The organism is Pseudoalteromonas sp. OFAV1 (assembly GCF_021532595.1).
GTDB classification, from domain to species: Bacteria; Pseudomonadota; Gammaproteobacteria; order Enterobacterales; family Alteromonadaceae; genus Pseudoalteromonas; species Pseudoalteromonas lipolytica_C.
The window spans coordinates 98,571-111,508 of the sequence record NZ_JAKGBG010000007.1 but is presented as its reverse complement, the minus strand read 5'-3'; the positions used below and the strand labels follow the sequence as shown (position 1 = coordinate 111,508).

The 12,938-nt window shown below is 37.2% G+C and carries 17 protein-coding genes; 6 read left to right on the top strand and 11 right to left on the bottom strand.

Annotated features, from left to right (window positions below; all coding sequences use genetic code 11):
- Positions 1 to 51: 51 nt before the first annotated feature.
- The 6 genes from L1267_RS06125 to yejK all read right to left on the bottom strand — a co-directional run bounded on the left by L1267_RS06125 (position 52) and on the right by yejK (position 4,546).
- The gene (locus tag L1267_RS06125) at positions 52 to 918 is read right to left on the bottom strand and encodes a PhzF family phenazine biosynthesis protein (RefSeq protein WP_138558327.1); all 867 of its coding nucleotides are present in this window, start codon (positions 916 to 918) and stop codon (positions 52 to 54) included.
- Positions 919 to 1,146: 228 nt separating this feature from the next.
- A complete protein-coding gene (locus tag L1267_RS06120; RefSeq protein WP_235382375.1) occupies positions 1,147 to 1,512 on the bottom strand; it encodes a cupin domain-containing protein in 366 nt (121 codons plus the stop codon).
- A gap of 2 nt (positions 1,513 to 1,514) precedes the next feature.
- On the bottom strand, positions 1,515 to 2,036 hold the full coding sequence (locus L1267_RS06115; RefSeq protein WP_235382374.1) for a GNAT family N-acetyltransferase: 522 nt from the start codon (positions 2,034 to 2,036) through the stop codon (positions 1,515 to 1,517).
- Positions 2,037 to 2,339: 303 nt separating this feature from the next.
- On the bottom strand, positions 2,340 to 2,828 hold the full coding sequence (locus L1267_RS06110) for a hypothetical protein (protein WP_135924330.1): 489 nt from the start codon (positions 2,826 to 2,828) through the stop codon (positions 2,340 to 2,342).
- Positions 2,829 to 2,926: 98 nt separating this feature from the next.
- Positions 2,927 to 3,238: an antibiotic biosynthesis monooxygenase family protein gene (locus tag L1267_RS06105; RefSeq protein WP_135924329.1), complete on the bottom strand. Its 312-nt coding sequence runs from the start codon at positions 3,236 to 3,238 to the stop codon at positions 2,927 to 2,929.
- A gap of 291 nt (positions 3,239 to 3,529) precedes the next feature.
- Positions 3,530 to 4,546: a nucleoid-associated protein YejK gene (gene yejK / locus L1267_RS06100; protein WP_135924328.1), complete on the bottom strand. Its 1,017-nt coding sequence runs from the start codon at positions 4,544 to 4,546 to the stop codon at positions 3,530 to 3,532.
- 63 nt (positions 4,547 to 4,609) lie between these two features.
- Here yejK and L1267_RS06095 point away from each other — a divergent pair, with 63 nt between their 5' ends.
- The 6 genes from L1267_RS06095 to L1267_RS06070 all read left to right on the top strand — a co-directional run bounded on the left by L1267_RS06095 (position 4,610) and on the right by L1267_RS06070 (position 10,286).
- On the top strand, positions 4,610 to 4,822 hold the full coding sequence (locus L1267_RS06095) for a DUF1414 domain-containing protein (protein WP_036967930.1): 213 nt from the start codon (positions 4,610 to 4,612) through the stop codon (positions 4,820 to 4,822).
- Between the two features lie 5 nt (positions 4,823 to 4,827).
- On the top strand, positions 4,828 to 6,321 hold the full coding sequence (locus L1267_RS06090) for a DUF3413 domain-containing protein (RefSeq protein ID WP_235382373.1): 1,494 nt from the start codon (positions 4,828 to 4,830) through the stop codon (positions 6,319 to 6,321).
- 84 nt (positions 6,322 to 6,405) lie between these two features.
- Positions 6,406 to 6,885 (top strand): DUF4124 domain-containing protein, encoded by a 480-nt coding sequence (locus tag L1267_RS06085; RefSeq protein WP_235382372.1) that lies wholly within the window; start codon positions 6,406 to 6,408, stop codon positions 6,883 to 6,885.
- A 91-nt stretch (positions 6,886 to 6,976) separates the two neighbouring features.
- Positions 6,977 to 8,701 carry a bifunctional isocitrate dehydrogenase kinase/phosphatase gene (gene aceK / locus L1267_RS06080; RefSeq protein WP_138558333.1) on the top strand — a complete coding sequence of 575 codons (1,725 nt, stop codon included), beginning with the start codon at positions 6,977 to 6,979 and terminating at the stop codon, positions 8,699 to 8,701.
- A gap of 16 nt (positions 8,702 to 8,717) precedes the next feature.
- Entirely contained in the window at positions 8,718 to 9,656 is a 939-nt protein-coding gene (locus L1267_RS06075) for a LysR family transcriptional regulator (RefSeq protein WP_054554698.1), read from the top strand.
- 186 nt (positions 9,657 to 9,842) lie between these two features.
- Positions 9,843 to 10,286 (top strand): ferritin-like domain-containing protein, encoded by a 444-nt coding sequence (locus L1267_RS06070; protein WP_054554697.1) that lies wholly within the window; start codon positions 9,843 to 9,845, stop codon positions 10,284 to 10,286.
- Positions 10,287 to 10,501: 215 nt separating this feature from the next.
- Here the strand turns inward: L1267_RS06070 and L1267_RS06065 are convergent, their stop codons facing one another.
- The 5 genes from L1267_RS06065 to L1267_RS06045 all read right to left on the bottom strand — a co-directional run bounded on the left by L1267_RS06065 (position 10,502) and on the right by L1267_RS06045 (position 12,648).
- On the bottom strand, positions 10,502 to 10,921 hold the full coding sequence (locus tag L1267_RS06065) for a hypothetical protein (RefSeq protein WP_235382371.1): 420 nt from the start codon (positions 10,919 to 10,921) through the stop codon (positions 10,502 to 10,504).
- 135 nt (positions 10,922 to 11,056) lie between these two features.
- Positions 11,057 to 11,434: a hypothetical protein gene (locus L1267_RS06060; protein ID WP_235382370.1), complete on the bottom strand. Its 378-nt coding sequence runs from the start codon at positions 11,432 to 11,434 to the stop codon at positions 11,057 to 11,059.
- A gap of 126 nt (positions 11,435 to 11,560) precedes the next feature.
- Positions 11,561 to 11,947: a hypothetical protein gene (locus L1267_RS06055; protein WP_235382369.1), complete on the bottom strand. Its 387-nt coding sequence runs from the start codon at positions 11,945 to 11,947 to the stop codon at positions 11,561 to 11,563.
- 238 nt (positions 11,948 to 12,185) lie between these two features.
- Positions 12,186 to 12,401, bottom strand: coding sequence for a hypothetical protein (locus tag L1267_RS06050; protein WP_235382368.1), 216 nt, complete (start codon positions 12,399 to 12,401; stop codon positions 12,186 to 12,188).
- Positions 12,402 to 12,492: 91 nt separating this feature from the next.
- A complete protein-coding gene (locus L1267_RS06045) occupies positions 12,493 to 12,648 on the bottom strand; it encodes a hypothetical protein (RefSeq protein WP_235382367.1) in 156 nt (51 codons plus the stop codon).
- Between the last annotated feature and the right edge of the window lie 290 nt (positions 12,649 to 12,938).

The following is a 12,938-nucleotide window of genomic DNA, read 5'->3' as shown; positions in this document are numbered from 1 at the left end:
TATATAAAAAAGCCGCGTTATGAAACGCGGCTTTTTTGTTTTAGATGTTCACTAAATCTCGATTTTTTGTGTGCCGATGGCACTGGCGTATCCGCCCACTAACACTTTTCTCACGCCCTGCTCATCCGAGTAAACACTTGTAGAAATATGTGAGCGACAGCCCATTGCTCGACCTTGTTCAAACTGAAAATGGTTTTCTTGCTGAACAAATACATGTTTAGTTAAATAGCAAGCAAGCGCACCATTGGCACTCCCCGTTGCTGATTCTTCAGGTATACCAACCAAAGGAGCAAAATTACGACAACTTGCTGTTAGCCCACTTTCGCTCTCTAAAAGCTCAAATGCGTGAACACCGATCACTTTATGTTGTTGACAAAATTCGCTCAGCGCTGCTTCATCAATAGTCATTTTATCTAAGTAGCCATTAGGCACAGCAACGATAATATCAGGCAAGCCTGTGGTTATTATGTCAATTGGTAAACCTGTTGCTGCAAGTATAGTTTCATCAAGCCCTAATAAGCCTGCAAGGTCACTATAAGAAAAGCCACCAAGATATTTTGGTAAAGCTTGCTCCATAGTAATTTTGCCGTCTTCGGCAATTGTGACGCCTAACAAACCCGCTTTTGTTCGCTGAGTATAATAACCTGGTTTTAATAAACCCTTTTCATAAAACGTAGCGAACACCGCAAGTGTTGCATGGCCGCAAAAATCAACTTCTTCTGTTGTCGTGAAAAATGATACTGCAAAGTCAACTTCATGATCTTGGGCTACAAATGCCGTTTCTGAAAAGCCAACTTCTTTTGCAATCTTCAATTTTTCTGTATCTGAAAGATTGTCAGCATTTAATACCACACCTGCAGGGTTGCCACCTGTTCCCTCTGCGGTAAATGAATTAACTAAAAATGCAGTTATTGTCATTACTTTTTCCATACTTAAGTTAAAAACTAGGATCACCGCACAAGCTTAAGATATATCGTTATGTCACTAGTGCCTTGTTAGTTGAGATCCAAATTGGCTGATTTTTTATATATTAGCTGAATTAAAAACACGAGTATAAGCCAAATAGTAAAAGCACAAAAACACTAAGATGTGTTGGTTATTTAAGGTTTAATTCTTACTGTTCTGAATCTGACATCGACATTATCGCTACACCCATACATCATTTGTTGCAGTCAATTGCCCACCCGCATTACCTGTATTTACCACCCCTTTGGGTTCAACAAGCATTATTTTGCATTCGCTGTTTGCTTTTGGTTTATGCTCAACGCCCTTAGGAATTACAAATAACTCACCAGCTTCCAAAGTCACAGCGCCATCCCTAAACTCAATTTCAAGCATCCCTTCAATAACTATGAATACTTCATCAGTATCAGGATGATCATGCCAAACAAACTCTCCTTCAACTTTAGCGAGTTTGAATTGATAGTCATTCATTTCGGCAATGACCCGTGGCGACCAATGTTCAGTGAATTTAGAAAACTTATCTTTAAAGTTAACTGCTTGGTAAGTCATCGTTACTCTTCTCCAAAAGGCTCTTTGCGTAAGTCAAATTCATAAAACAACATATCATTTATCACTTCATCTTGCTGAATAAATGAAAGTTTATTTAAAAGCTTAACTGACGCGGTATTTGATTTATCAACACCAGCGATAAGCTTATGCCATTGTGGGTGGGTATAAGCCAAGTCGATAAAGCCATGCAGTAATTCAAATGCAAGGCCCTTCCCCCAATATTGCTCAGCTAATAAGTAACCAATGTGGGCATTTGGGTTATCGCTATATATGAACAAGAACCCTATAATTTCACTTTCTGAAGACTGCAGCATTAATAAATGGCATTCTTTAAGCATTTTATTAAGCCACTCCTCAGCCGCTAATTTAGATTCTATGCCTTGAAAATAACTCGGTAAATTTGCAACTACAGCGGGGGTTAATATCGAAGGTAAAGCTTTAACTAGAGCAGTACGCTCTGATTTAGCTGCATTAGAATTTACTTCAATGACATTTAATCTTGCAGTGTTAAATGAAAGTGTCATTTACCCTCTTTTTAAATTTTAGCTTAAAAGAATACCCTAATGGATTTACCAGCATTGAGCCAGATAAATCATAGTTAGATAAAAATTTCGACTAAATAGCACATGTTTAAGAAGCTTATAAATGTCAAAGCAAGAATTGATTTTCGTAAGAATTAAAGCCTGTGTATTTGCTTTTTTAGGGGGCACCATGACCAAAAGCCACTGTGAAACATACATTAGAAATACATAAGAGCTGGCACATACTGATATTGATAAACATATTATCGATATAAAAAATTAAATTTAGTTAATTAGCTGCCAAGTTTAAGGCGACTCATCTGATTTAAAAATGACCCACCCTTTACTAAACCATATTAAAGAAAACACAGCACTAATCAGGCTAACAATAAACACTATTGTTGCGCTAAATTGCATATGCGCTAACCCTTGTTCTAAATGTGATGCTCCCTCTTGATTGTTCGGAACATAGTTGAAATACCAAATCAAACTAATAAATAAGCTTATGATATGTAGGCCTATAATTGTATAAAAAAATGGCTTAGATACTTTTACTTTTGGATAGAGCGAGTTTAATAACGCGAAAACAACAGGCCAAAGCATCGTCATAATATAACGCTGAACTTCAACATGAAAATACATTAAAATATCTTGTGGTTGCTCTTGTGCAGTAAGAATTGTCACACCATATTCTGGGCGTGTTGTAGCCAAGCTTCTCCCTAACAGCACAATACCTAGCAAAAATAACAAGACTCGAATATTTTCAGGTTTTAATAATCTAAGGATTCTATCCATATATCCCCCAAATAGCGCTAAAGTTAAGAGACCTAGCCAAGGCACTGTTAAACCAAATTTACAGTTTTAACTTATAATCTCTCCAGCTTTTCCTTTATTTATTCTCTAACAACCTCGTATAAAGCAGGCTGCCCGACTAAACCTTCTACTCTTTCGCTGTTAAGTGCTAATTGCATCTTTTGCACTGCAGAATTAAAGGCGTCTTGGCTTTCCCACTCAGCTACATTGATTAGTTTATATTTGGCTTCACCCAAAAATGATTGTGTTTCTAATGAACGGTGTAACTTAGTTGATATATACCCCGGTTGCGTTTTTAAAAAATCTCGATGGGATTCCCAATATTTGATTGATTCTTCTAACTTGCCTTCAGGAACAATAAATGGATTGATTAGTACAATACTTGATGACATTCCTTTACCCTCGATATTTAAAATGCAACTCAATTAGATACTAAGCAGCTATTGTGAGCTCATACTCAAAAATACGACTTATTCTTGAATATCCATTTCTATTGTTATCACTTTATTTACGGCTTTAGAATACTAAAAAACAACGTATCTCAATTTAAAACCAACCATAAAGGACCAGCTCACACTCTTCTTATTTGAGATAATTGCAAAAATTTTCAACGTGAGTCCAAATAGTAAAAAAAGCCCAGCTAAAGCTGGGCTAAATAAGAAAGGTTGCGGTAGCTAAGAAAGTTAACTTTCTTCTTGCTCCATAAAGCGCTGTAACTGGTCTTTAAGATTAGGTGGAATACCTTTAATAACAAGTGTGTCTGTTGCTTCGTTGTAGGTAACTCGCTCACCTAAATGTTTGCGTTCGAAGCTCACACTAACACCACCGCCCATACCTGAAAACTTAACCATGCTGGTAACTGTTTTCTTATCAACAGGGAACGACTCTTCTAAGTCATAATTTTGTTCTTGGCAAAAGCTTTCAAATGGGCTGTCGTCACTTTTTGATAATGTCGCCGAAAGTTCTTTAACATTGGCATCTTCACCTGTAGTCACACAATCATTACAGTAATCAAAAACTTGTTTGCGTAGCTCGTCTTTTTCTGACTTATCGTATTGTTGCTCAGATAAGTAATCTTCTACGGCATTAAGCATAACTTGGCTTTGCTGTTTCGGATCAATGCCCTCTTCACAACCTAAAAAGTCTAAGAAGAAGTCTGCTACTTTACGACCGGCACGACCTTTAATAAACGACACATAGCGATTATCTTCTGGTTGCGCATCCCACGCTGTTAAATCTACACGTGCAGCTAATTGCATACGCGAAATATCTAAATGACGTGATGACGCTAGATCAAGCTCAGAAGTAATTGAGTAGTGCTCTTTAATATTAATCATGGCAATTAACAAAAAGTCACTCGCAACATACTGATAATGGCAAAAAACTAAATAACCCGTTTCGTTGAAGGCATACTTATTTAGCTCTTCTTTTAGCACATTTGTCGCTTGCTCTGTCATGTGCCAAAAACCAAGCTCGTTATTACGGTAGCTTTGCATAGCTGAAGCAACAATACTGTTTTTCTCGCCACTGAATGCGCAATAACCTTTACCCGGCTTACCATTGTATGCATGGTGTAGCTGTTCAATAAAAACGGCTACTTTATCGTTAACAACCATCTCATCATTGCGTAAATGAATATCTGTGTCGTCATCTTTTTTGTCTACATAATGAACGACTAATTTTTTAACATCTATTGTCATCTTTGTTTTTCACGCCTCTGGTGTTAAAATACGGCAATATAACTCTTTTTACCGAACCAACTGATGCCTATCATATCAAAATATTCTAATGAGCAAGTAGAACAAATCGTTGATCAGCTGATCGATGTACTAACAGAGCACAAAGCGCCTGTTGATTTAAGCCTTATGTGTTTAGGAAATTCTATCACGCATATTTTAAAAGAGCATGTACCATCAGAGAAAAGACAAGCGGTTGCCGACAATTTCGCCAAAGCATTAGCGCAGTCGGTTAAATAAGATTTATGAATTTATCGCAACAAAGTCAATTCTCATCAAAAGTAAGTCAGCTTCTAAGTTGGGGACATTGGTTCACCTTTGCAAACATAGGCTTAGTACTATTTATTAGCGTAAGCTACTTAGTTGCAGACAGTGCACCAACCACCTTTATGGGCTATTTATACATGCTCGTAACTTGGTTAAGCCACACCAGCTTTATTACTTTTATTGCCTTTGTTTTGACGATATTTCCATTAAGCTTAGTGTTTCCATACCCTCGGCATATCCGAGGGATGGCGGCTATTATCGCAACGCTTGGTGCTTCATTATTGACACTTGATGCCTATGTGTATTTCAACTTGGGTTATCACTTAAATACATCTGCACTACCCGAAATTGTGTCTTTGCTTTGGCACCGCTTAACAAGCTCACCTGCTCTTACCACGATTCTAGCGGGTGGTATTGTACTTTTAATTTTAGCGTTTCAGTTATTAGTAAGTAACTATACATGGCACCACTTAGCACGCTTAAAGCAATATAAATTTCCGCGTTATGCGACAAGCACGATTCTAGTGTGTTTTGCACTGAGCCATAGCATTCATATTTGGGCTGATGCCAACTTAAAGTTCGACATCACTAAACAAGATAATGTATTGCCATTGTCTTATCCAACAACGGCAAAAAGCTTATTAGCTAAAAATGATTTACTAGATATCGAAAGCTATAAAGAAGCGCATGATGTTAGATTAGACCCACACAACATAGATTACTTAGCACCTACTCCACTTGCTGAATGTAAGGCTGACTCAAGTGCCACAATTGATATTTTGGTATTTGAAAACAATAACGCTCTTGAGCAATTTGTTAGCACTGAACCTGCACTGCGTAAGACAGACTTATTCTTACAACCTATCGAAGCTGAAGACACGTTATTTAGTTTAGTGTACGGCCTACCAGCATTTTACAAAGCCCCGATTCTAGACAAACAGCAACTCCCTGTTTGGCTTGCAGATAATCGCTCAATACAAATTAATGGTTTTGAACAATTCGAATTTATTAACAACGAAGATATAAATCCGGCTATTCGTCTTATTCGCGCGGACGAATCTACACGCCCACGTGAAGCAGCAAATGCCGTTTTTGCCTTTAGTTTAGCTAATAACAGCAATGGTATTGTCACTGCCTCACGCTTATACAGCTCAGACAAAAAAGTGGTGCAAACTGATGGTCTTATCCAACCAAGCGATATCATTGCCACAAGTGTTGGCCATTATTTCAGCTGTAATACGCTCGCAAAGCAAACTATGCTGGGAAGCAATTTATATAAACGCCATGATGATACCGGTGTTAACTATTCTCAAGATGTTTTCATTGCCTTTAAGAAAGACCGAATTACTCTGATTGACTCTGATGGTAATTTTAAAAATATTTCTGCTGCACAAGGTTTTGCGATTGAGCAAAGACTTGATGTTCCGTTTTTGGTGCAAAGTATTAAAAAACTAAAACGTTATACGCCTTAGTGATTATTGATAAATCATTATTACGAGCTAGTTTTAAATATACCCACACAGAGCCCTATTACTGATTTAGGAGACATGGATGTCATGAAAACTATAATCACTTTTTCAATAATAGTTTGTTTGTTGACCTGCTCCCTTTCATCACTTGCTGCAACAACTGAATACTATAAGTGCGTCACAGACAGAGGCACCGTTTTTAGTGAATACCCCTGCGGTAACCGTGCAACCAAGCACAAAATCCACGTTACCGATCCCGACATTAAAGCACCTAATAATTATGTTAAAGAGCTGAATGAATTAGAGCGCCAGCAAATTATTAGAGATCTCGAAGCAGAGATCCGTAGTTATAAGTATCGTTTAGATATTTTGAGCCGCGATCGAGATAGAGCGCAATATCAACAAGAACAACGCTTAAATAAAAGGTTGTCAGATAAAAAAGCGAAAGAAATTAACAAAGACATAAATAAACAGCTTAAAGCAATTAATAAGCAATACGTGCGAGACGTGAAAAACATTAACAAAAAAATCGCAAACTTAGAGAAAAAACTCGCTCGATATAATTAAATACACTTTACTATTGGGTTTAAAGAATAAATAACATATTCTTAACACCTATAGAGTTATTGCTCTATATTGGTATAAGTAAGGAGTTTATATGCAGCCACAACACATTGCAGAGTTAATTTTATCTGGGTTTCGCAATCACTATAAACTCTTTCAAGCAATTACTGCTAAAGCGCCACTCGCGTTTGCACAGCGTGATTGGCAAAAAATAAATGAAATAAGCAAACTCAGAATTAGCCATTACGATGATCGGGTTAACGAAACCATTGCTAAGCTCAAATCGCTTAATGAACAGCAAATTATTACCTTAGACCAAACCTGCTGGCTTGAAACCAAACAACTTTATCAGCAATTTTTGCGCTTTCATCCTCAAGCAGAACTCGCCGAAACCTTTTACAACTCAGTTTTTTGTCGTTTATTCCATCGCCGTTATTTTAATAATGACTTTATATTTGTAAAAGCAACTCTAGCAGATGCCCCAGCTTTGCCAATGGAAGCCGAATACCGTAGTTACCACCCGGTTGTTGATGGTTTAAGACCTACTATTCGCAAAATTATTAACCAGTTTGATTTTAAAGCCCCCTTTGTTGATTTAGAACGCGATATTCGCTTGCTGGTAAAAGCCTTTTATAAACAAGCGCCCGATACACATCATCAAGCATGGCAAATGCGCTTTGATATACTGCAAGCCCCTTTTTACCGTAACAAAGCCGCTTATATTGTTGGCCGGGTCGTTTCAGAAAGTGGCGTACAGCCATTTATTATTGCGGTATTGCACCACGAAGACAAAGGCCTATACCTCGACGCCCTACTTACCAAATCATCGCAAATGCGGGTTATCTTTGGTTTTGCCCGTGCTTATTTTATGGTTGAAACCCATGCACCATCTGCGTTAGTGCGCTTTTTAAATCAGCTTATGCCTAATAAAACACTGGCAGAGCTTTACAACGCCATAGGTTTTCATAAACAAGGTAAGACCGAATTTTATCGTGAGTTTTTAAGTCATTTAGATCATTCAAATGACCAGCTCGTTATAGCCCCCGGTACACCAGGTATGGTAATGATGGTATTTACCCTACCCTCGTTTGGCTATGTATTTAAAGTCATTAAAGACACCTTTGGTGAAAGCAAACCCTTTGGCCGCGATACCGTATTAAAACGCTACCAATTAGTAAAAAGTCATGATCGTGTCGGTCGCATGGCCGATACCATAGAGTATTCGAACGTCGTATTTCCACTAGCCCGATTTGATAGTAAATTACTTGAAGAGTTACATAAAACCATTGGTTCTTCGATGATTATTGAAGGCGAATGGCTAATCATCAAGCATTTATATATTGAAAGACGGATGACACCGTTAAATCTTTATCTTGAAAATGCCAGTGAGCAACAAGCTTTTGAGGCAATAGAAGAATATGGCCAAGCCTTAAAAGAAATGATCGCCGTTAATATTTTCCCAGGCGACATGCTGTTGAAAAACTTTGGGGTGAGTAAACATAATCGCGTTATTTTTTATGACTACGATGAAGTTCAGTATCTAACCGATATGAATTTTCGTGCTTTGCCTAAAGCCAAAACGTACGATGATTACCTAACTAATGAGCAAAGCTACTCTGTAGCACCACAAGATGTGTTTCCAGAGCAATTATGTACCTTTGTGACAGCAAACCCGGTGTATAAGCAATACTTATTGAGTACACACCCAGAGCTTGAAGATCCAGCCTATTGGCGACAAGCACAATACAACTTTAAGCAAGGTGTAGTAAGCCATATTTACCCATACCCTGCTGCACAACGATTTATCCATTATTGGTAAACACCAAGGACACAGAATGAATATTAGTAAAATAGATTTAAACTTACTTGTTTACCTAGATACTCTTCTCAGGGAATGTAATGTAACCAAAGCAGCTAACCAGCTTAGCATTACCCAGCCAGCAATGAGTAATGGCTTAAAACGCTTACGTAATTTATTTAACGACCCAATTTTGGTGCGTACCAGTGAGGGTATGGTACCGACAGAGCGTGCAAAAGAGTTACAGCCAGTGATCCGCGGCATATTAATGACCCTTGAGGAAACACTTGCACCAAACCGCGAGTTTGAAGCATCGCAAAGTAAACGTGTTTTTCGCATCATGGCCAGTGACTATGCAGCAAGTACCCTTGCCCCACGCTTATTAAGTAAATTACACGAAGAAGCCCCTGATACCACGCTCGATATTTTGACCCCAAGTGATGTAACCTTCCACGATGTTGAAAACGGTAAGGTAGATATGGCTATCAACCGTTTTGAAAACTTACCGCAATCGTTTCACTATAAACAAATTTGGAAAGACAGCTTTTGTTGCCTAGTAAAAGCAGATAACCCGATTATTAAAGACTTCAGCCTCGACAGCTATTTAAAAGCGCGTCATATCTGGGTAAGTAAAACAGGCTTTGGTGTAGGTGTTGGTATGGACCCTAAAGATGTGCAAAAGCTAGGTTGGGTCGATGAAGCGCTCGCTCACTTTGGTAAACACCGTAATATTGCCACCTTTACCCGTAATTACCACGTTGCTATTCACTTAGCGAAAGAACAAAACTTGGTTGCAACGTTGCCTTCAAAAGCCGCAAATATTTATTTAGACGATCCGGGCCTTAAAATTCTTGAGCCACCATTCCCTATTCCGCCATTTGAGCTCGATATGATTTGGAGCCCGTTATTACACCGTGATGCAAGCCATATTTGGTTACGCCAAAAGGTTGCAGAAGTGGCCGACGAGCTTAAGTAAGATTTTACCCACCAAATTGTAATTATTGCTGATAAGCCAAGTATTAGCTTAGCTTATCAGCAGTACCCCTCCTATTAAAAAACAACAACCACCTGAAATACAATAACTTTATATTTAAGTAATGAACTGGAATATGCTTTGCAAGTATCTAATTGCATTGTTTTTAATATTCAAAAAGAGGTCATTATGAATACTCATCAAGGACAAGACGTTCATCATATTGCAGATATCATCCAAGTTATGAATAGCGGTATCGATTTTTATGAAAAAGCACAGGAAAAAGTAACCGACCCAAGCATAATTGCCTTATTTCAACGCATGATAGATGCGCGTAAAGTAAGTGTCGAGCGCTTACAACCTTATGCTATTAACGAAAATGGCGAGCGCGAAAATGGCTCTGATTTTGCTGTAGAAGCACGTAAAGCCTATACATCACTAATTACTAAACTAGGTGCCGACAAAAACGCCACCTATGTTAGCGAACTTGAAGAAGTTGAAGATAAAACACTAGCTGAAATCAAACATGCGCTTAAAAAACCACAACCACATGATTGTGAAGCCGCGTTATCAAAAACCCTGCTGACAATTCAAAGTTGTCATGCTGAAATGAGTAAAATGAAAAAGCATTAAATTGTGAGAGTGCAAAGCCCAGTTAAGCTGGGCTTTTATCTGTTTAGATATAGATGTTACTTCAAACTTTTGGCGCTCAAGCCTCCAATAACAAGTAACGCCCTATTAAAGTGTTGGAATAGCAATACCGGTTTGCCGAACACCAAATTAGTTATTAAAATCAGCGCATGGTAAAAATGTCACGAATTGCGAATAGTTTTTTAGGTTAACGTCGTTCACATAGAAGACCATTGCTTATTTAACCCTATTAAATGAACTATGCCTAAAGATAGGCAAATTATCGAACTCCAAACCCAAAACTCAGGTGAGCGTCCCATAGGTGAGTTTATAAAGAAAAAGCCTGCTATCCCACGAACAAAATAAATTAACGTTATTAATATAAGAACAGTCCGAATTAAAGGGAGTTTAAATATTACTCCAGCAGCTGAAAACGCATACATTGACCAGATGGAGAGTACAAAGAAAATTCCAGTAGTAATCAAAGTTGGTTCTAAGCTCCCCTGCTCAGAAAGTAACGCCATTCTCTCACCCGCACCAAAAAAGCGATACCATGGTGCACCAAAATAAATACAACCTAAATGAAGAATGGCAGCTAAAGCATTTAATGCACCCGCAATAATTAGATAAATATTCATACCTTATGGAACCTCCATTTAAACCTCTTTTACCAATGCCATAACCGACAGAAAGAATAGCAGGCTAAAAAATTAAATACGTAGGAGGGCAAGCCCGCTGTTTTATATCCTTTGCAGCTAAAGCATTTATGATGCTTACAATACTCCAACCAGACCTAAAAGCCCAATGGGTAACAATAAAGTCCATTGCGGCAACTTTACGAATGTATGATACTTAAAAAAATACCAACCCACAGTTATAAAGACACAAGAAAAAATAACAAAGCTTATCGATATTCCAATGACAATGTTTTGATATAACCCTAAATTGAACCAACCAATATATGATAAAACAAAACCTGAGATAACGAGGATAGTTGATACAATGTGCCAACACCCTAATAGAGTTGCTTTAGGAATGTCAGGAAGATTAGACTTTAGAAAAGGTTTAACTGGATCAACTTGACCTGCGAAGATATGCACAATCGAAGTAAATATACATACGATTCCTGCTGCAAATACCCAAGTATTCATCGTACACTCCTTGTAAAAATAATCCCACATTAAATCGTGAGCAATACATTACAATATTTAAGCACACTCTAAATAACTCAACTAAAAAAAGATAAAACATCACGCATTATATTTCTTTTAAAAAATTTATGTGCACTTATTTACTGTAGCCAAACCTAAATCTATATTCGCAACAATATATCCATATTCTTTTTTATTTAAATTTTTAGTCTGATATTGTCGCTTAGCTAGTTCGTGTGTCCAAGCCTTTTCACACGGAGCTAAGGGAATAGCTGTATCAATCGATAAATGATGCTCTTCCTTTATTACACCGCCTTTTTTAACAATATTTTTGGCACAAAGGCTTAAAGCATATTCAACAGCAAATTTATCGACACTAGGCATACCAATAAATTCTACGTCGTAAGCAAGCTTTTTATGACCTTCAGTATCAACATAATAAAGCTGACCCGATGTAGTACAGCCTGAGCTAAAGAAAATAATGATAATCAATAAAATATGCTTAGTGCTCACTTTGCTTCCTTTAAGTAATTTATTATTACTATTACTAAACCTTGCTCCATTAGCCTATACACTGCTGTAATACTCATTGAAAGCTATGTAAGAAACTAATTTTTGAGATTTCTATATTAATCACTTAAGACATAACGACATCATAGAAAATGTAATAATGTTAGCTAAAATCACTGAGGGACAAAAATCTAATCACCTTTAAGACAGATTTATCATTTTTTATCTTATTATGTCTCAATTACCCATGATGTCGACGAATGTGTTTGATTAAGCCTAATTGATTAAACTCAAGTGAAACAATATTGGTTTTATTGTACTTGATAGTTTTGTCTAAATGAGCTGGTTTAACTTTACCTGATTCAGTCATTTTTACCAAAACTACGTTAGCACCAACCATAATCTCATTTATTTCTATTGAACTATAAATAACTTCATCATTTAGCTTACTTATCATATCCTCGCGAAGTTTTATTTATCTGAATAAACAAATTTATATTTGACGTGTTCATCAATGAAATCATCAGCTAGTAACGAGATAAAGTAGTCTACTTCTTTAATTGTTGTGTCGGGCTGCTGACGCGCATTTTTGCCGCTACAAATGCTTTAGCTTTCTCAATTAATTGCTCTGAAGTGAATTGGTCATTTGCATTACTGGTAAATGAAAAAAGAAAACAAATGAACACTAAAATAGATTTTTTCACGAAACTCTCCTTGTATACCTAACATTATGGTATTTATACGACACGTTGTTTGCGTTGCATAATAGTTTGTTGAGCTGAGTTGCTACATGCTCAGTTGGTTAAGTGGGTGTTGTTTATGCTACAGCTCCCTGTAATGCTCAGCGCTTGTAATGTATCCATACACATAAATTTGGCTACATTAATAATTATATTTTCACGCTTAAAAGACCTTTAGCCTGAACAGTGAAGGAAGTTAACTAATAGACTTTATACAGTTGCATTAGCCGCTTAGTAATTCGCATTTATTTAGT